The 18,983-nt window shown below is 69.5% G+C and carries 18 protein-coding genes; 7 read left to right on the forward strand and 11 right to left on the reverse strand.

Annotation, left to right across the window (positions count from 1 at the left end; genetic code table 11):
* Window positions 1–41 precede the first annotated feature (41 nt).
* From ASG87_RS00615 to ASG87_RS00650, 8 genes are all read right to left on the reverse strand, one after another.
* Window positions 42–1,043, reverse strand: coding sequence for a septal ring lytic transglycosylase RlpA family protein (locus ASG87_RS00615; RefSeq protein ID WP_055999251.1), 1,002 nt, complete (start codon window positions 1,041–1,043; stop codon window positions 42–44).
* Entirely contained in the window at window positions 1,040–2,035 is a 996-nt protein-coding gene (mltB, locus tag ASG87_RS00620; protein ID WP_055999254.1) for a lytic murein transglycosylase B, read from the reverse strand. The genes ASG87_RS00615 and mltB overlap by 4 nt, the downstream gene beginning before the upstream one ends.
* 109 nt (window positions 2,036–2,144) lie before the next feature.
* Complete coding sequence (locus tag ASG87_RS00625; protein ID WP_162258285.1) at window positions 2,145–3,737, reverse strand: DUF4034 domain-containing protein; 1,593 nt, start codon at window positions 3,735–3,737, stop codon at window positions 2,145–2,147.
* A 152-nt stretch (window positions 3,738–3,889) separates the two neighbouring features.
* Entirely contained in the window at window positions 3,890–5,005 is a 1,116-nt protein-coding gene (rodA, locus tag ASG87_RS00630) for a rod shape-determining protein RodA (RefSeq protein ID WP_055999260.1), read from the reverse strand.
* Entirely contained in the window at window positions 5,002–6,957 is a 1,956-nt protein-coding gene (mrdA, locus tag ASG87_RS00635) for a penicillin-binding protein 2 (RefSeq protein WP_055999263.1), read from the reverse strand. The genes rodA and mrdA overlap by 4 nt, the downstream gene beginning before the upstream one ends.
* A gap of 16 nt (window positions 6,958–6,973) precedes the next feature.
* Window positions 6,974–7,459 (reverse strand): rod shape-determining protein MreD, encoded by a 486-nt coding sequence (mreD, locus tag ASG87_RS00640; protein ID WP_055999266.1) that lies wholly within the window; start codon window positions 7,457–7,459, stop codon window positions 6,974–6,976.
* Entirely contained in the window at window positions 7,456–8,421 is a 966-nt protein-coding gene (mreC, locus tag ASG87_RS00645; RefSeq protein ID WP_055999269.1) for a rod shape-determining protein MreC, read from the reverse strand. Before mreC ends, mreD begins: the two co-directional genes overlap by 4 nt.
* 9 nt (window positions 8,422–8,430) lie before the next feature.
* Window positions 8,431–9,477, reverse strand: a complete 1,047-nt coding sequence (locus ASG87_RS00650; protein ID WP_055999272.1) for a rod shape-determining protein — start codon at window positions 9,475–9,477, stop codon at window positions 8,431–8,433.
* Window positions 9,478–9,752: 275 nt separating this feature from the next.
* On the opposite strand from ASG87_RS00650, the gene ASG87_RS00655 reads away from it, so the two are divergent.
* A complete protein-coding gene (locus ASG87_RS00655) occupies window positions 9,753–10,688 on the forward strand; it encodes a carbohydrate kinase family protein (RefSeq protein WP_055999275.1) in 936 nt (311 codons plus the stop codon).
* A gap of 285 nt (window positions 10,689–10,973) precedes the next feature.
* Window positions 10,974–11,183 carry a cold-shock protein gene (locus ASG87_RS00660; RefSeq protein ID WP_055999278.1) on the forward strand — a complete coding sequence of 70 codons (210 nt, stop codon included), beginning with the start codon at window positions 10,974–10,976 and terminating at the stop codon, window positions 11,181–11,183.
* A 91-nt stretch (window positions 11,184–11,274) separates the two neighbouring features.
* Here ASG87_RS00660 and dapB read toward each other — a convergent pair whose 3' ends face one another.
* On the reverse strand, window positions 11,275–12,075 hold the full coding sequence (gene dapB, locus ASG87_RS00665) for a 4-hydroxy-tetrahydrodipicolinate reductase (RefSeq protein ID WP_055999281.1): 801 nt from the start codon (window positions 12,073–12,075) through the stop codon (window positions 11,275–11,277).
* 152 nt (window positions 12,076–12,227) lie between these two features.
* On the opposite strand from dapB, the gene ASG87_RS00670 reads away from it, so the two are divergent.
* The 4 genes from ASG87_RS00670 (at window position 12,228) to ASG87_RS19730 (ending at window position 14,227) form a co-directional block, all read left to right on the forward strand.
* Window positions 12,228–12,692 carry a MarR family transcriptional regulator gene (locus tag ASG87_RS00670; protein ID WP_055999284.1) on the forward strand — a complete coding sequence of 155 codons (465 nt, stop codon included), beginning with the start codon at window positions 12,228–12,230 and terminating at the stop codon, window positions 12,690–12,692.
* A gap of 161 nt (window positions 12,693–12,853) precedes the next feature.
* Window positions 12,854–13,279 (forward strand): organic hydroperoxide resistance protein, encoded by a 426-nt coding sequence (locus tag ASG87_RS00675; RefSeq protein WP_055999287.1) that lies wholly within the window; start codon window positions 12,854–12,856, stop codon window positions 13,277–13,279.
* Window positions 13,280–13,467: 188 nt separating this feature from the next.
* Window positions 13,468–13,746: a GIY-YIG nuclease family protein gene (locus ASG87_RS00680; protein WP_055999289.1), complete on the forward strand. Its 279-nt coding sequence runs from the start codon at window positions 13,468–13,470 to the stop codon at window positions 13,744–13,746.
* 133 nt (window positions 13,747–13,879) lie between these two features.
* The gene (locus tag ASG87_RS19730) at window positions 13,880–14,227 is read left to right on the forward strand and encodes an EF-hand domain-containing protein (protein WP_157510815.1); all 348 of its coding nucleotides are present in this window, start codon (window positions 13,880–13,882) and stop codon (window positions 14,225–14,227) included.
* A 174-nt stretch (window positions 14,228–14,401) separates the two neighbouring features.
* Here the strand turns inward: ASG87_RS19730 and lpdA are convergent, their stop codons facing one another.
* Together lpdA and aceF are read right to left on the reverse strand one after the other, a co-directional pair.
* Window positions 14,402–16,180, reverse strand: coding sequence for a dihydrolipoyl dehydrogenase (gene lpdA, locus ASG87_RS00690; RefSeq protein ID WP_056000196.1), 1,779 nt, complete (start codon window positions 16,178–16,180; stop codon window positions 14,402–14,404).
* 13 nt (window positions 16,181–16,193) lie between these two features.
* Complete coding sequence (gene aceF / locus ASG87_RS00695) at window positions 16,194–17,867, reverse strand: dihydrolipoyllysine-residue acetyltransferase (protein ID WP_055999295.1); 1,674 nt, start codon at window positions 17,865–17,867, stop codon at window positions 16,194–16,196.
* 216 nt (window positions 17,868–18,083) lie between these two features.
* Between aceF and ASG87_RS00700 the strand changes: the two genes are divergently transcribed.
* Window positions 18,084–18,968 (forward strand): ABC transporter ATP-binding protein, encoded by an 885-nt coding sequence (locus tag ASG87_RS00700; protein WP_055999298.1) that lies wholly within the window; start codon window positions 18,084–18,086, stop codon window positions 18,966–18,968.
* Window positions 18,969–18,983: the final 15 nt, after the last annotated feature.

Genomic DNA, 18,983 nt, shown 5'->3' on the forward strand with positions numbered 1-18,983 from the left:
GGGTGGCCGCCGCACCGCGCGCCGGCCGGGAAAAGCATCGTTCAGTCTACCGCGACCTGCGGCCGGGGCAGACCCATGTCCTCGATCTGCGCGGTGACGGCATCGGCGCGATCGACGTCGGCCAGGGGGCCGACCCGCACCCGGTGCACGGCACGGCCGTTCAGTTGCACCTCGATCACCTGCACCGGCGCGAGATTCGCCGAGCGCAGCCGCTGCGCGGTGCGCTCGGCGTTCGAGGCGTCGGCGAACGCCCCCACCTGCAGGTAGATCGCCGGCTTCGCGCCGGACACTGGGACCGCCGGGCCGGCCGGCAGTTCCTCGCGCGCGGCCGGCGCCACGGACGGCAGGCCGCGCGTGACCACCGCCGGCGTCCGGCCGGGCGGCACGCCGGCCACCGGCGCCGGGACGTCGTCCGGATGCTGCGGATCGATCGCACGCACCTCGACCAGACCGGTGCCCTTGGGCCACACGCCGATCTTCACCGCGGCGGCGTACGACAGGTCGATGATGCGGTTCTCGTGGAACGGGCCGCGGTCGTTCACGCGCACCACCACGCTCTTGCCGTTCTCCAGGTTGGTGACACGCGCGTAGCTGGGCAGCGGCAGCACCTTGCTGGCGGCACTGAACTGGTACATGTCGTAGTTTTCCAGGCTGGAGGTCTTGTAGCCGTGGAACTTGTTGCCGTAGAACGAGGCGATGCCGCGTTCCACGTAGCCGCGCGCGGTCGGCAGCACGCGGTAGGTCTGCCCCAGCACGGTGTATGGCGACTTGTTGCCGTACAGCGAGCGCGGCTCGACCTTCGGCACCGGCTCGGCCAGCCGGCTCACGTCGATAGGTGGCGGCACGCTGTCGTTGTCGTCGCGGTAGCGGCTGGACTGGGGCCTGCGCACGTCGTCGTAGACCCCGCCGCGCGAAACGGCGCCGGCCCCGCCGCCGCGGTAGACCCCGCCCTTGCCGGCCGGCCGAGTCGCCTTGTGCCCACCGCAGGCGGCCAGCAGCAATACGGCCACCCCGAGCAGGAGCCAGCGGCGGCACGGCCTCATCGGGCGGCGTCCGCCCCGCGCGCGCCCTGCGCGATCGCCTGCGCCAGTTGCTCCACCGCCATCGCGTAGAGCGGGCTGCGGTTGTAGCGGGTGATCACGTAGAAGTTCTGGAAGGTGAACCAGTATTCCGGCCCGTTCGGCCCATCGAGGGTCTGCAGGCTGCTCGGCTGGCCCGGATCGAACGGCTGCAGCGGCGCGTAGCCCCACGCCTCGAGCTGCTCCAGCGGCCACTGCGGCTTGGAGTCCTTCACCGCGATCGGCTTCGCCGCCGCGTCCGGCTGCGCGCGCGCGGCCACCGGGCCGCCGCCCACCCAGCCATGCTGGGCGAAATAGTTGGCCACGCTGGCGAAGATGTCCGGCAGCGAACCCTGCATGTCGATGCGGCCGTCGCCGTCGGCATCCACGCCGAAGTCGCGGATGCTCGAAGGCATGAACTGGCCCCAGCCCTGCGCGCCGGCATAGGAGCCGGTGAGCGTGTCGAGCGGGCCGGCCAGGTGGTTGTCCGGCAGTTCGAGCAGCGTCTTCAGCTGCTCGCGGAAGAACTTCGCGCGCGGCGGGTAGTACAGGCCCAGCGTCACCAGCGCGTCGAGCACCTTGTACTTGCCGCTGTTGCGGCCGTAGAAGGTCTCCACCCCGATGATCGCGACGATGTACTCGGGCGCCACCCCGTACTGCCGGCCGATGCGCTCGAGCAGGTCGCGGTGCTCGCGGTAGAACGCGATACCGTCGCCGATCCGCTTGTCGGTGAGGAAGATCGGCCGGTAGTCCTTCCACGGCTTGGCCTCGGCGGGCCGGCTGATCGCATCGAGGATGCTCTGCTGCTTCTGCGCGCCATCCAGCAGCGCGTTCAGCGCGGCCGGCGTCTTGCCGGTATCCCGCGCCACCTCGCGCACCAGGTCGGCCTGGCCCGGATGGGTTTCCGCCAGCGCCGACAGGCACGGGATGCAGGCCAGAACCAGGAAGAGCGAACGGAAACGGAGGAAGAAGCGCATGCCTTGCTTTGCAGAAATCCCGTAGTGGAAACAAGCCTAGCATGTTGAATCACAACGGCCGCCATCGATGCGAACGCCCCGTCGGCCCGTTTCCGGAACGCCGTGGAGGCTACTTCGAAGCCTGCCCGGCTTTTTCGAGAGCCGATTCGATGCCTGCGATCGTCTTGATCTGCCGAGGGTCGCTGCGATCCGCCACCGCCAGGAACTGCTTCAGCTCCTCCATGGGAATGCTCTGGCCGAGCCGGCCCAGGCAGTCGAAGTGATAGATCCAGCCCCTGCCGTCCTTGGGATACTCGGCCAACAGCCTGTCCACGAAGGGCTTGGCCTTGATGGCGCCGGTCTTGCCGTCCAGACCGGCGTCGAAGAGCCACATCGTGCTCAATTCGCGCAACGATCTATGGCGCTGCTTCGGATCCTTGATCGCCGCCTCGTAGTGCTGCTGGGCCAAGGCGAAGCGGTGCGTATTGTGGTAGGCCGCTCCCAGCAGGTACTGCAATTGCGCATTGGCCGGCTCGAGCTTCTGCGCGCGCGCCAGGTAATGCAGGGCCCATTCGGGCTCGCTCTGCACCAGATCCCAGGCAATCATGCGGTCGGCCCAGGCATTGCCATAACGGAAGCGGGCCTCTTGCAGCAGCAGCGCCAGCGAGCGCCATTCGTCGGAGGGGGCATCGACCCGGTTGAGTGCGATATCTCCCGCCTGTTGCAACGCATCGTCGTAGGAGCCCACGTCGACCGCGTGGTCCACCAAGGCCGCAGCCGGCGCCTTGTAGAAATCGTCGCCCTCGAAGTAGCTGGCCTGGTCCAGGTACGGCACCGAGAAGTAGGTCGCCAGGCCCGGATGCTCCTTCAGGTGGGGAGCCAGCTCGGCCATATAGGCCGCGCTCCGCGCGTAGGAACCGCCCCAGCGCGGCAACAGGATTTGCAGGCGCTGCCTGACCAGGAGCAGGCAGGCCGGATCCTGTTTCTGCGCCGAGGCGAAAGCCGCCTCGATCAGGTCGCTGCGCCCTATCAGCATGGCCGCACTCATCATGCCGATATAGGCAGGCATCAGGCGCGGCTCGAGCTTGCTCGCCTTGTCGAACAGCGGCATGGCCCGATCCACCAGGGAATGCATGTTTTCCATGTTCCCTTCCGGGGTTTTGGCAACATACTCCTTGCCGCGCACCTTCCAGGCTTTCTCCAGCAGATAGTCGGCCCGTGCCAGGTTGGCGTACGGATCGTCGGGAGCCGACATCAGCCAACGCTGGGAGAGGCGATCGCTGCGATCGCTCTCGTCGAATGCCCCGAACATCATGTGGATGTCTTCGCCCTGCCCCTCTTTGGCGAAGTGCCGGTCCAGGTAACCGTCCATCTTGGCCCGCAGGCCCTTGATGTCCTTGCGCTGCAGATAGCCTTCCAGCGTATCCAGGCTCATGGTCGGCACCCTTTGCAGCGCGTGGTAGGCGCAGTGGGCCGCCGCGTGGCCTTCAGGCCAGTGGTTGCCGGGCAGGTCGGGAAACGCCAGGCAGCGCCGCAGCGGATCGGCGATCCGCTCGGCGGCGCGCGCCTTGATCAGGTAGCTGCGCCAAGGCTCAGGCGCCTCCCGCAGCACCTGGGCCGCATCCTTTTTCGGAATGGCCGGCACCGGAATATCCGCCGCTCCAGCCGTCATGCATACCGTGGCGCCGACAAGCGCCGCCCAAGCCCAGTTCCTGGCCTTCATGTCTTCCCCTGAATGGATTCCCCGTTGCCGCCCCATGTTGCGACGCATGCGGACCGTCGGCAAGACGCGGGGCTCCACGGGCGCGCCGGGACGAAGGCTCCCGGCAACGCAGCGCAGTCGGCACGACGGATCAACAGGAGCGCAGGCGTGCCCTAGTCGTGCATCTTGCGGTTGGCGTGGATCGACATCAGCACGCCGAAGCCGGTGAGCAGGGATACCGCCGAGGTGCCGCCGTAGCTGACCAGCGGCAGCGGCACGCCGACCACCGGCAGCATGCCGGCGATCATGCCGCCGTTGACGAACACGTAGACGAAGAAGCTCATGCCGATCGCGCCGGCGAGCAGGCGCGAGTAGGTGTCGCGCGCCTCCATCGCGATCCACAGGCAGCGGCCGATGATGAAGGCGTACAGCGCGAGCAGGGCCAGCACGCCGACCAGGCCGAACTCCTCGGAGAACACCGCGAAGATGAAGTCGGTGGTGTGCTCGGGCAGGAATTCCAGCCGCGACTGCGTGCTGTGCTGCCAGCCCTTGCCGAACACGCCGCCGGAGCCCACCGCGATCTGCGACTGGATGATGTGCCAGCCGTTGCCGAGCGGGTCGGATTCCGGGTCGAGCAGGGTCAGCACGCGGTCGCGCTGGTACTGGTGCAGGAAATGCCAGGCCACCGGGATCATCCCGCCCACCGCCGCCAGCAGCAGGCCGATGCGCCACCACGCCACGCCCGACAGGAACAGCGCGAACGCGCCGGCCGCGGTCACCAGCACGGCGGTGCCAAGGTCCGGCTGCTCGGCGATCAGCCCGGCCGGGATCGCGATCATCACGCCGACCACCGCCATGTCTTTCCACGACGGCGGCAACTGGCGCGGGTGCAGGTACCAGGCCACCATCATCGGCATGGTCAGCTTGAGCAGCTCGGACGGCTGGAATCGCATCACGCCCAGGTCCAGCCAGCGGATCGAGCCGCGCCCCTCGCCCAGCACCGCCACCACCACCAGCAGCAGGGTGCTGCCGGCGTAGAGCCACGGCGTCCAGCTACGCAGCACGGTCGGCGGGATGCGCGAGACCAGCAGCAGCAGGACGGTGCCCATCACGAAGCGGGCGGCCTGGCCGCCGACCAGGGCGAGGCTGGCGTCGCCGGCGCTGTACAGCGTGGCCAGGCCGACGCAGGCCAGCACGAACAGGCCGGCGGCCAGCGGCAGGTCGATCCGCGGCCGGGTCAGCATGCGGCGGGCGAAACGGTACAGGCGGGCCTGCAGCGCATTGATCATGGCATGCCTCCGGCACCGCCCTGCACGGGCACGTCCTCTTCCTCGCCCGCCGGCGGCGCGGCCGTGGCGGGCGGAGACGAGGACGCGGGCGTCTGCGGCGGCGCGCCGTCCTGCGTCGCCAGCCACGCATCGAAGATCCGGCGCGTGATCGGGGCCGCGTCCCTGCCCCAGGCGCCCGCCTCCAGCACCGCCGCCACCGCGATCCGCGGCGCCTCGGCCGGCGTATAGGCGATGAACCAGGCGCGGTGGCGGGCGGCGAGGTAGCTGGAATTGCGGTTGGTGTCGTAGGCGTTGGTGGTGCGCGAGAAGCGCTCGGCGGTGCCGCTCTTGCCGGCCACCTCGTAGGGGAAGCCGGTGAACTGGCCCTTGCCGGTGCCGGCCTCGACCACCGCCTGCATGCCCTGGTTGATCACCGCCCAGTCCTCCGGGCGCCGGATCAGCGACGGCCCGCTGGGCGGGTTGGCCAGCGGCTCGGGCCGGCTGTCGACGCCCTTCTGGGTGGACATCACCAACCGCGGCGCATACGGCACGCCGTGCCCGGCCAGGGTGGCGGTGGCGTGCGCCAGTTGCAGCGGCGTCACCGCCCAGTAGCCCTGGCCGATGCCGGCGATGATCGTCTCGCCCGGGAACCACGCCTTCTGCTTGCTGTTCGCCGCCTTCCACGCGCGCGAGGGCAGCACGCCTTCCGATTCGCCGATCAGGTCGATGCCGGTCCTGCCGCCGAAGCTGAAACGGCTCATCCACTCGCTGAGCCGGTCGATGCCCAGGTCCAGTGCCAGCTTGTAGAAGTAGGTGTTGGTGGAGAGCTGGATCGCCCGCACCATGTTGACCACGCCGTCGCCGCCGCGCTTGTCGTCGCGACGGCAGAAGGTGGTTCCCGGCAGGCAGAACTCGCCGGTGGACAGCACCGTGTCCTGCGGCCGCCGCACGCCGTATTCGAGTCCGCCCAGGGCGAGGAACGGCTTCACCGTCGAGCCCGGCGGGTACACGCCGCGCAGCGCGCGGTTGTACAGCGGCTTGTCCTCGGCGGTGGTCAGCGCGGTGTAGTCGGCATGGCTGATGCCGTTGACGAACAGGTTCGGATCGAAGCTCGGCACGCTCACCATCGCCAGCACCTGGCCGTTGCGCGGGTCGATCGCCACCGCCGCGCCGGGCCGGCCTTCGAAGGCTTCCTCGGCGGCCTTCTGCACGCGCACGTCGATCGACAGGTAGAGGTTCTTGCCGGGAACCGGCGCGTGCGTCTCCAGCACGCGCTGGGTACGCCCATCCGCGTTCACCTCGACCAGCTCGTAGCCGGGCGTGCCGTGCAGCACGTCCTCGTATGAGCGCTCGATGCCGCTGCGGCCGACGTGGCTGGTGCCCTTGTAGCGGACCGGGTCGAGCCGCTGCAGGTCGTCCGCGTCGATCCGCCCGACGTAGCCGACCACGTGGGCGAAGCGCGCGCCGAACGGGTAGCGGCGGGTCAGGTAGGGCACCACGTCCACGCCCGGGAAGCGCCAGCGGTTGATCGCGAAGCGGGCGATGTCGTCCTCGCTCAGGCGCAGCTTCAGCGGCACGCTCTCGAAGCGCCGGCTCTGCTTGAGCTGCTTCCTGAAGGCGTCGATGTCGTCCTGGTCCAGCGGTACCACCGCGCCGATCTGCGCCAGCATCGCGGCCATGTCCGGCACCTGCTCGGGCACCACCTCCAGGCGGAACGCGGGCACGTTGTCGGCCAGCAGCACGCCGTTGCGGTCGAAGATCAGCCCGCGCGCCGGTGGGATCGCCCGCGGCTTGACGCGGTTGGCGTCGGAGCGGGTGACGAACTCGTCGTGGCGCAGCACCTGCAGGTAGAAGAAGCGCCCACCCAGCGCCGCCAGGCCGAGCACGATCAGCGCGAAGCCGGCCAGCGCGCGGTAGCGGAACAGCGTGCTTTCGCCACGCGCGTCCTTGATTGAGCGCCGCCGCACTTTCATCTCACCGGGCCATGCTTCACTGGATCCGCAGGCGCATGCGCAGGTCGTCCAGCAGCAGGAACAGGAACGGCCACAGCGCCGCGCCGACGAACGGCGCCACCCACCAGCTCGCCGGCGGCAGCGGATCGCCGGCGAACACGCGCACCACCAGCAGCAGCACGCGGTCGTTCAGCAGCAGCGCGAACACCGCCAGGGTCTGCTGCCACATCGGGAAGAAGCGCAGCCGCGAGCGGAAGCGCAGCGCGATGAATACCAGCGCGCACAGGCGCAGCGCCTGCTCGCCGAGCAGCACGCCGTCGAGCAGGTCCGCGGCCAGCCCCATCAGGAAGGCCAGCCCGAGGCTGACCCGGTCGTTCGATTCGAGCGACCAGTACAGCAGGAACAGCGCCGGCCAGTACGGCTTGAACGGCGCCAGCACGTCGGGCAGCGGCACCAGCATCGACAGCAGCGAGAACACCAGGGTGCCGACGAACCACCACAGGCTCAGGCGCTGGCGGCTCATCGCGCCGCTCCGGCCGGCGGCGCCGGCGTGCTGGCCGCCGCCGCGGGCGCACCGGCCGGCACCGGCGCCAGGTCGGCGGGCGGCCCCATCGGCGTCACCGGCGCCGGCGGCCCGGCCGGCTCGGCCTGGTCGTGCAGCAGCAGCACGTCTCCGCTGCGGTTGAGGTCGGCGCTCGGCCGCGCGTGCGCTTCCAGGAACATCCCGGTCGGCGCCGGCGCCACCGCGGTGACCTCGCCCACCGGGAAGCCCGGCGGGAAGCGCCCGCCGAGGCCGGAAGTGAGCAGGCGGTCGCCCACCTTGACGTCGGCCACCAACGGGATCGTCGGCAGGCTGAGCTGGTTGCCGTCGCGCGAACCGTAGGCCATGGTGCGCAGGCCGGTGCGCTCGATCACCACCGGCACCGCGTGGTTGGGGTCGGTCACCAGCATCATCACCGAGGTGGTCGGCAGCACCTCGATCACCTGGCCCATCACGCCGCGCGCATCGATCACCGGCTGGCCCGGGCGGATGCCGTCGCGCGCGCCCAGGTTGAGCATCACCCGGTGCCGGTAGGCGCCCAGGTCGACGCCGATCACCCGCGCCAGTTGCACGTTGAGTTCGAGGCTGTGCTGGGTGTCCAGCAGTTCCTTCAGGCGCTGGTTCTGCTCGGCCACCGCGGCCATCCGGTTCAGCTTGGCATTGGCCAGCAGCAGGTCCTCGCCGAGGCGCTGGTTCTGCTCGGTCAGCCGCTGGCGGTCGGCGAACGCCACGGTGAGCGTGCGCATGCCGGTGGCCGGCATGCCGGCGAGGCGGTACAGCGGCTCCACCACCGCGGCCGCCGCATAGCGGATGCGCCACATCCAGCCGTTGCGGTGGTCCAGCACCATCAGCACCATCGCCAGCGCCAGGTAGAAGATCAGCCGCAAGGTGCCGGCGACGGAGCCGGCAAACAGGGGCGAGGCATCCTCGCGCGCGAGCGCCATGGCCGCGCTTTATTCGGGAGCGAAGAAATCGCTGCCGTGCTGGTCGATCAGCTCCAGCGCCTTGCCGCCGCCGCGCGCCACGCAGGTGAGCGGATCGTCCGCCACCTGCACGTGCAGGCCGGTCTCCTCGGAGATCAGCCGGTCCAGGTCGCGCAGCAGCGCGCCGCCGCCGGTGAGCACGATGCCGCGCTCGGCCACGTCGGAGCACAGCTCCGGCGGGGTCTGCTCCAGCGCCGACTTCACCGCCGCCACGATGCCGGCGAGCGGCTCGTGCAGCGCTTCCAGGATCTCGTTGGAGTTGATCGTGAACATGCGCGGCACGCCCTCGGCGAGGTTGCGGCCGGAGATCTCGATCTCGCGCACTTCGCTCTGCGGGAACGCACAGCCGATCTGCAGCTTGATCTTCTCGGCGGTGGATTCGCCGATCAGGGTGCCGTGGTTGCGGCGCACGTAGTTGATGATCGCCTCGTCGAAACGGTCGCCGCCCACGCGCACCGACTGCGAGTAGACGATGCCGTTGAGCGAGATCACCGCCACCTCGGAGGTGCCGCCGCCGATGTCCAGCACCATCGAGCCGCGCGCCTCGTGCACCGGGATGCCGGCGCCGATCGCCGCGGCCATCGGCTCCTCGATCAGGAACACGTCGCGGGCGCCTGCGCCCTCGGCCGATTCCTTGATCGCGCGGCGCTCCACCTGGGTCGAGCCGCACGGCACGCAGACCAGCACGCGCGGGCTGGGACGCAGCATGCGCGACTTGTGCACCTGCTTGATGAAGTGCTGCAGCATCGCCTCGGTCATGGTGAAGTCGGCGATCACGCCGTCCTTCATCGGGCGCACCGTGGCGATGTTGCCGGGCGTGCGGCCGAGCATGCGCTTGGCGTCGCCGCCCACCGCCGCCACCGTGCGCGGGCCGCCCGGGCCGCGGTCCTGGCGGATCGCCACCACCGACGGCTCGTTCAGGATGATGCCCTGCCCACGCACGTAGATCAGCGTGTTGGCGGTGCCGAGGTCGATGGAGATGTCGTTGGAGAAGATGCCGCGGAACTTCTTGAACATGAGGCCTGGCGCGCCGGCTGCGGGTGAAAAGATAAGCGGATCAGTCTAGTGAGCGAGGCTCCCCCGCGCAAGCGCAAAGACGTTAAGAAAGCCTTGCGAAACGGGATGATGCAGGCATTTTCTCTGTCCGGCCGCAGCACCGGCGAACCGGCCAGCTGTCGCCTTGCGCGGCGGTTGCGGGTAGGATTCACCGGTTTGCCGGACGCCTCGCCGTCCGCCGCCTGCGGCCGTCCTTGTCCCGGCCGCCTACACGTTCCACGGGGTCACTACACATCATGTCAGCCGTCATCTGCGGTTCCCTGGCTTACGACACCATCATGGTGTTCCCGGACCAGTTCAAGAACCACATCCTGCCGGACAAGGTCCACATCCTGAACGTCTCGTTCCTGGTGCCGCAGATGCGCCGCGAGTTCGGCGGCTGCGCCGGCAACATCGCCTACAACCTCAAGCTGCTCGGCGGCGACCCGCTGCCGATGGCCACCGTCGGCCAGGACTTCGCGCCGTACCGCGAGCACCTGGTCCGCTGCGGCATCCGGCTGGAAGGCGTGCGCGTGTTCGACGACCAGTTCACCCCGCAGTGCTTCATCACCACCGACCTGGACAACAACCAGCTCACCGCCTTCCATCCGGGCGCGATGTCCAGCTCGCACCACAACCACGTCAACGACGTCCCCGACGTTGATTTCGGCATCGTGGCGCCGGACGGCCGCGAGGCGATGCTGCAGCACACCGACGACTTCGCCGCGCGCGGCGTGCCGTTCATCTTCGACCCGGGCCAGGCGATGCCGCTGTTCAACGGCGACGAGTTCCGCTCGATGATCGGCAAGGCCACCTACGTCATCGTCAACGACTACGAGTCGCAACTGCTGCAGCAGCGCACCGGCTGGAGCGCCGAGGAGATCGCCGGCCGCACCCAGGCCTACATCGTGACGCTGGGCCCGCGCGGTTCGCTGATCCACACCGGCGGCGAGGTGATCGAGATCCCGCCGGCGCGCGAACGCCAGGTGATCGACCCCACCGGCTGCGGCGACGCGTACCGCGCCGGCCTGATCTTCGGCATCATGAAGGGCTACGACTGGCCCACCATCGGCCGCATGGCCTCGCTGATGGGCGCGCTGAAGGTCGAGCACCCCGGCACGCAGAACCAGCGGTTCAGCTACGCCGAGTTCGCCGCCGAGTTCCAGGAGCAGTTCGGCTACGCGCTGGCCTGACCGCCGCTCCGGCCCCGCGCAAGGGCCGGAAATGGGCCGGAACCGGCCCGGCGACGGGCTTTCCCGTCGCCCGCCGGACGGTGCGGACCGGGCAAACCGCGCCCGCGAACCCCCGGAAAGTGCGGGAACCCCCCGGCCAAATCCGAAAAATCACTTTATCCGGCGTACTTTCGCGTATCCTTGTCGGGCAGCGCTTGAGGCGACTCCGGATGCACTGCGTCAAATTGCGGCGAGTCCGCCTCGCTCCACGCCGTCAAAACATCAACGTTTCAAAGGTTATGTGTCATGTCCAATCGCCAGAGCGGTACCGTCAAGTGGTTCAACGACGCCAAGGGTTTCGGCTTCATCAGCCAGGAGAGCGGTGACGACCTGTTCGTCCATTTCCGTTCCATCCAGGGCAACGGCTTCAAGTCGCTGCAGGAAGGCCAGAAGGTCACCTTCGTCGTGACCAAGGGCCCGAAGGGCCTGCAGGCCGACGAGGTCCAGGTGGCCTGAAGCCGCCTGCTCGATCCGTCGAGCCAGTTGAAGTGAAAAGGCCCGCCTCAGCGGGCCTTTTCATGTCCGGCGCTCGCATCGGCCCGGCACCCTAGAGTTCCAGCACCGCATCCAGCCCGCGATGCACGCCGACCAGGCCGGACACCTTGCGGATCGCCAGCAGCGCGCCGTCCACGTAGGGCCGTGCGCTGCCGCCCGCGTTGTGGCGCAGGGTCAGCGTCTGGTCGGGCATGCCGAAGATCACTTCCGCGCCCAGCACGAACCCGGGCAGGCGCACCGCATGCACCTGCGCGCCGCCGATCGTGCCGCCGCGCGTCTCGCGCACGCCGCGGGTCTGCTCCAGCGGCACCGCCAGCTCCGGTATCCGTACCCGGCCCAGCCGGTAGGCCAGCTCGTTCACCGTGCCGCTGGGCGCGTCGGGCTTGCCCTCGTAGGCGTAGTCGATGATTTCCCATTGTGGGATCAGCTTCGCCGCCATTTCCGCGAACTTCTGCAGCAGCACCGCGGTGAGCGCGAAGTTGCCGCAGGCCAGCACGCCGCGCCGGCGTTCGCGCGCGACGGCGTCGATCCGGGCGTAGTCGTCGTCGCTGAGCCCGGACGTGCCCACCACCACGTGCGCCCCGTGGGCCAGGGCGGCCAGCACGTTCGCCTTGGCGCTGTCCGGCCGGGTGTATTCGACGAACACGTCGCAGGGAAGGGCCAGCGCCTCCTCCGCGCTGGCGAAGACCGGCGCGGCCAGGCGCGGCTCGTCCAGCACGTCGCCGAGTCGCCGGCCCGCGTGCCGGCGCGACACCGCCGCCGTCAGCACGAGGTCGGGACATGCGGCGATGCCGCGGGCCAGTTCGGAGCCGGCCCAGCCGGTCGCGCCGGCAAGACAGATGTTCAGGGGCATGCGTACCTCCGGATCGGTGAGGACCGGACCGCGGCGGCGAACCGCGGCCGCAAGGCGTCCATGATGCTCCGCCGCGCCGCCCGATGGCAGGCCGTCGCCGCCCGAAACAAATAGCTTGCAATTGTATTGTGCGCTATCTATATTCCCCAGCCATGACGACCAGGAATCCACGCAAGCCGCCGCCCGAGCCGCCGCTGGAACTCGACCAGCAACTTTGCTTCGCGCTGTATTCGGCCGGCCTGGCGATGAACAAGGTCTACCGCAGGCTGCTGTCCCGGCTCGGGCTCACCTACCCGCAATACCTGGCGATGCTGGTGCTGTGGGAGCGCGACCGGCTCACCGTGTCGGAGGTCGGCGAGCGGCTGTTCCTCGACTCGGCCACGCTGACCCCGCTGCTGAAGCGGCTGGAATCCGCCGGCCTGGTGCGCCGCACGCGCTCGACCGAGGACGAGCGCCAGGTCGTCGTCTCGCTGACCGACCAGGGCCGCGCGCTGAAGAAGCAGGCCGGCACGGTGCCCGGCGCCGTGTTCTGCGCCACCGGCTGCGAGGCCGGCGAACTCGTCGCCCTGAAAGGCCAGCTCACGCAACTGCGCGAACGCCTCGCCGGCCACGGCTGACCTCCCCGTCCAACGCGCATCGCCAGGCGATATGGGCCACCAAATAAATAGTGCACTATTAAATAGACATCGATATTAAAGGCCGTGCGAGCACGCCATGATCGGCCCATCGCCTCCACCGTTCCATCGCAAGCGAACACCCACCCCGCCAGGAGATCCCAGTGTCCATCGAGAAAGTCCTCTACCGCGCCCACGCCAGGGCCACCGGCGGCCGCGACGGCCACGCCGCCTCGTCCGACGGCGCGCTCGACATCAAGCTGTCCACGCCGCGCGAACTCGGCGGCACTGGCGGCGACGGCACCAACCCGGAACAGTTGTTCGCCGCCGGCTACTCGGCCTGCTTCCTCGGCGCGCTGAAGTTCGTCGCGGCCCAGCAGAAGGTCGCCCTGCCCGCGGAGACCGCCATCGAAGGCAGCGTCGGCATCGGCCCGATCCCGGCCGGCTTCGGCATCGAGGCGGAACTGAGGATCAGCCTGCCGGGCCTGCCCCGCGCCGAGGCCGAGGCGCTGGTGCAGAAGGCACACCTCGTCTGCCCCTACTCCAACGCCACCCGCGGCAACATCGACGTCACCCTGACCGTGCTGTAAGCGCGGCGGTGCCGGCCTGCGCATCCCGCGGCGCCGGCACCGCCTCTGCCACGGACACGCCCGCCGGATGACCGAGTGCACCGATCCGGTTACCGTGACGGCGCCCGCGAAGCCCGTCGCTCCTGCCGAACCGTGTTTGCAGGAAGCAGGCTACCGGAGGGCATGGGCACGACACGGGCCGACGAAAGATGGCGTGGTATCTGTACCTGATCGAGTGCCGCAACGGCAGCTACTACGCCGGCATCACCAACCGGCTGGAAGCGCGCTATGCCGCGCATGCGGCCGGCCGCGGCGCGCGCTACACGCGCGCCAACCCGCCGCTGCGGCTGCTGGGTTTCCGCAGCTACCCCGACCGCGCCAGCGCGTCGCGCGCGGAGTGGGCGATCAAGCAACTGCCGCGCGAGCGGAAACTCGCCTTCCTGCTGGCCGGCGACATGCCGGACGCTCCATGCGGCTCCCCCGGCTGAAACGGCAATGCGGCCCCCGACGCCGGAGCGCCGTCCTGCATCGCGCACGACCCTGGCGCGCAACGCGACCCGGCACTAAGCTGAACGGACCGTTCATGCCATGATGTCCACTCGTCCGCCACGGAGGCAGGTCATGCACTCGTACAAGTCCGTCGTTCTCGTCGCCCCATTCATCGCCACGATGATCGTGACCACGCTTGCCATGGCGCAGACGCCACCGGCGGGTTACGTGTCTCCCAACCGCGAAAATATGACCCGGTCGCTCATGCTGAAGCCATCGCAGCTTTCGCAAGGCTCCGGCCCCAGCTTCGACGAGCTGGACGTCAACCACGACAAATTCATCAGCCGCTCCGAAGTGCCGAAGAGCCTGACCGCGCTGCGCGCCCACTTCGCCGAGTACGACCGCGACGGCGATCATCGCCTGACACCGCAGGAATACATGACCTATTCCGCCAACCAGGTGGAAATCCTCACGCAATAGGCCGCCGCGCGCGTCCGCAAAGAACGCTGGTGCGAGCCCTGCCCGGACCTGGCCGAGGGCGCTCCGCCGCAGGGTCGCGCGGCCATCGCGCGCCGCTGAACGGGCCCAGCCGAGGTTGGAACATGAAAAAGCCCGGCCAGGAGGCCGGGCTTTTATGGTTGCGAGAACCGGAACCTACTTCTTCTTCGGCATGTACAGGTCCGTGATGGTGCCCTCGTAGGCCTCCGCCGCCATGCCCACCGATTCGCTCAGGGTGGGATGCGGGTGGATGGTCAGGCCGATGTCGGCCGCCTCGCTGCCCATCTCGATCGCCAGCGCGATCTCGGAGATCAGGTCGCCGGCGTGCGGGCCGACGATGCCGCCGCCGACCACGCGGTGGGTCTCCTCGTCGAACAGCAGCTTGGTGAAGCCCTCGGTGCGGTCGATGCCGATCGCGCGGCCGCTGGCGGCCCACGGGAACTTGCCCACGCCGACCTTCAGGCCCTTTTCCTTCGCCTCGCGCTCGGTCACGCCGACCCAGGCGATTTCCGGATCGGTATAGGCCACCGACGGGATCACCCGCGCGTCGAAGTGGCTCTTGTGGCCGGCCACGACCTCGGCCGCGACCTTGGCCTCGTGGGTGGCCTTGTGCGCCAGCATCGGCTGGCCGACCAGGTCGCCGATCGCGAAGATGTGCGGCACGTTGGTGCGCATCTGCGTGTCGACGTCGATGAAGCCGCGCTCGGTGACGGCCACGCCGGCCTTGTCGGCGCCGATCTTGTTGCCGTTGGGCGAGCGCCCCACCGACACCAGCACGCGGTCGAACAGCGTGGTCTCGGGGATGCTGTCGCCCTCGTAGCGGACCTCGATGCCTTTCTTGGTGGCCTTCGCCTCGACCACCTTGGTCTTGAGGTGGATGCCCTTGAGCCGGCTGCCCAGCCGCTTGGCCAGCGGCTTGATCAGGTCGGCGTCGGCGCCTGGGATGATCTGGTCCATGAACTCGACCACGGTCACCTCGCTGCCGAGCGCCGAGTACACCGTGGCCATCTCCAGCCCGATGATGCCGCCGCCGACCACCAGCAGCTTCTTCGGTACGTCCTTCAGCTCCAGCGCGCCGGTGGAATCCATGATGCGCTCGTCGTCCCACGGGAACGAGGGCAGCTTCACCGACTGCGAGCCGGCGGCGATGACCGCGTGCTCGAAGCGGATCAGCTTCACGCCGTCCTTCGTCTGCACTTCCAGCTCGTGCGGCGAGACGAACGCGCCGATGCCTTCGACCGTGCGCACCTTGCGCTGCTTCGCCATGCCGGCCAGCCCGCCGGTGAGCTGGCCGACCACCTTGTCCTTGAAGCCGCGCAGCTTGTCGATGTCGATCTTGGGCGCGCCGAAGCTGACGCCGTGCGCGGCCATCGCCGCGGCCTCGTCGATCACCGCGGCGGCGTGCAGCAGGGCCTTGGACGGGATGCAGCCCACGTTGAGGCAGACGCCGCCGAGGCTGGCGTAGCGTTCCACCAGCACGGTGTCCACGCCCAGGTCCGCGGCGCGGAACGCCGCCGTGTAGCCGCCGGGACCGGAGCCCAGCACCACCAGCTTGCATTCGATGTCGGCCTGGCGGCCCGACGCGCCGGCCGCCCGCGGTGCGGCAGCCGGCGCCGCCTTGGCCGGGGCGGGCGCGGCGGCCGGTGCCGGCGCAGCCGCCTGTGGCGCCTCGGCCTTGGGTGCGGCGGCATCGCCGCTAGCTTCCAGCACGGCGATCACCGCGCCTTCGGACAGCTCGTCGCCCAGCTTGACCTTCAGTTCCTTGACCACGCCGGCGGCGCTGGAGGGAATCTCCATGGTCGCCTTGTCCGACTCCAGGGTAATCAGGCTCTGGTCCTTCGCCACCGTGTCGCCGGCCTTCACCAGCACCTCGATCACCGGCACGCCGTCGTGGCCGCCGATGTCGGGAACCTTCACTTCGATCGTGTTCGCCATCGTCATGCCTCCGTCACAGCAACAGCCGGCGGATGTCGCCGAGCTGGGCGGCGAGGAACGCGGCGAAGCGCGCGGCGAGCGCGCCGTCGATCACCCGGTGGTCGTAGCTGAGCGACAGCGGCAGCATCAGCCGCGGCGCGAACTCCTTGCCGTTCCACACCGGCTTCGTCGCCGCCTTGGAGACGCCCAGGATCGCCACCTCCGGCGCGTTGACGATCGGCGTGAACGCCGTGCCGCCGATGCCGCCGAGCGAGGAGATCGAGAAGCAGCCGCCGGACATCTCGGCCGGACCGAGCTTCTTGTCGCGCGCCTTCTTCGAGATCTCGCCCAGTTCGCGGGCCAGGTCGAGCAGACCCTTCTTGTCCACGTCGCGGATCACCGGCACCACCAGGCCGTCGGGCGTGTCCACCGCGATGCCGATGTGGAAGTACTTCTTGAGGATCAGCTTCTCGCCGGTCTCGTCGAGCGAGGCGTTGAACTGCGGGAACTGCTTCAGCGCCGCCACCACCGCCTTCATCTGGAATACCAGCGGGGTGATCTTGAGGTCCTTGTTCTCCTCGCCGAGCTTCTTGCGGAAGGCTTCCAGCTCGGTGATGTCGGCATCCTCGTGCTGGGTGACGTGCGGGATCATCGCCCAGTTGCGCGCGAGGTTGGCGCCGGAGATCTTCTGGATGCGCGAGAGCGGCTTCTCCTCGATCTCGCCGAACTTGGCGAAGTCGACCTTCGGCCACGGCAGCAGGTTGAGCCCGCCGCCGGCGGCCACCGGGGTGCCGGCGACCGGGCGCGCGCCGGAGGCCAGCGCGTGCTTCACGTAGGCGCTGACGTCCTCGCGCTGGATGCGGCCGCCGCGGCCGGAACCCTTCACCTGCTGGATGTCCACGCCCAGCTCGCGCGCGAACGCGCGCACCGCCGGGCTGGCGTACGGCGCGTCGCCCGGCATCACCAGCCGCGCATCGACCGGCGGGCGCGCCTGCGGGGGCGCATCGCCCTCGGGGGCGTTGCCGGGCAGTACGCTGCGGCCGCCGACCGGCGCAGGCTTTTCCTCCGCCGGCGGCGCGGCAGGCGCCGCCGCAGCGGGCGCGGGCGCCGGCGCGGCGCCGTCGCTGCTCTCGATCAGCGCGATCACGCTGCCTTCGGACAGCTCGTCGCCCAGCTTTACCTTCAGTTCCTTCACCACGCCGGCGAACGGCGCGGGCACTTCCATCGTGGCCTTGTCCGATTCCAGCGTGACCAGGCCCTGGTCCTTGGCGACGGTGTCGCCCACCTTCACCAGCACCTCGATCACCGGCACGCCGCTGCTGCCGATGTCCGGCACGCGCGCCTCGCGCACGCTCGCGGCGCCTCCGGCGGCGGGCGCAGGGGCGGGTGCCGGGGCAGGCTCCGCCTTCGCCGGCGCGGCGGCCTTGGCAGGAGCAGGAGCCGGGGCCGGAGCGGGCGCAGCGGTGGCGCCGTCGGCCTCGATCAGCGCGATCAGCGCGCCCTCGGAGACCTCGTCGCCCACCTTCAGCTTCACTTCCTTCACCGTACCGGCGAACGGCGCGGGCACCTCCATGGTCGCCTTGTCCGACTCCAGCGTGACCAGGCCCTGTTCCTTCTCGACCCGGTCGCCGGCTTTGACCAGCACCTCGATCACCGGCACGTTGTCGCTGCCGATGTCGGGTACGCGCGCTTCTTTGATGTCGGCCATGGGTTCTCCTGCGATGACGATGGCGCGCCACCCGGGGACGGTGGCCGCAAGACCTCAATCATAGCGAACAGGCGCCCGTTCCGTATGGAACGGCCTGCCGCGGCCTGAACATCCGGCCGCGTACGCCGGCCGTGCATGACCTCAGGCGCATGTGCCCGGCCCACCCGGCACCTAAGCTGGCCCCATGGCGCCGCGCCGTGCGGCGCGGAGGGAACCATGCTGGCCATTCGCGACCTGTCCAAGACCTATGCCAATGGCGTGCAGGCGCTGCGGCAGGTGACCCTCGACATCCCGCACGGCATGTTCGGCCTGCTCGGGCCCAACGGGGCGGGCAAGTCGTCGCTGATGCGCATCATCGCCACGCTGCAGGACCCGGATGCCGGCAGCATCGCCCTGGACGGCATGGACCTGCTGGTCGACAAGCAGGCCACCCGGCGCCTGCTCGGCTACCTGCCGCAGGAATTCGGGGTGTACCCGAAGGTCTCGGCCGAGGCGATGCTGGACCACTTCGCTGTGCTCAAGGGCGTCACCGTGAAGGCGGAGCGACGCGAACTGGTGGAATCCCTGCTGCGCCAGGTGAACCTGTGGGACGTGCGCAAGCGCAAGCTGGGCACCTATTCCGGCGGCATGCGCCAGCGCTTCGGCATCGCCCAGGCGCTGATCGGCGATCCCCGGCTGGTGATCGTGGACGAGCCCACCGCCGGCCTCGACCCGGAGGAGCGCAACCGCTTCCTCAACCTGCTGGCCGAGATCGGCGAGCGGGTGGTGGTGATCCTGTCCACCCACATCGTGGAGGACGTGACCGACCTGTGCCCGCGCATGGCGATCATCGGCCAGGGCCAGTTGCTGCTCACCGGCGAGCCGCACGAGGCGATCCGCAGCCTGGACGGCCGCGTGTGGCGGCGCTCGATCGAGAAGCACGAGCTGGACCACTACCGCGCCCGCATGAACATCCTTTCCACCCGGCTCGCCGCCGGCCGCACGCTGATCCACGTGCTGGCCGAGCAGTGCCCGGACGCCGGCTTCGAAGCGGTCGCGCCCGACCTGGAGGACGTCTACTTCGGCCGCCTGCGCGCGCAGGCCACGTCGCAGGCCGCCTGACGCGCCGCCCGGGAC

Source organism: Frateuria sp. Soil773, assembly GCF_001428405.1.
Taxonomy (GTDB): domain Bacteria; phylum Pseudomonadota; class Gammaproteobacteria; order Xanthomonadales; family Rhodanobacteraceae; genus LMSL01.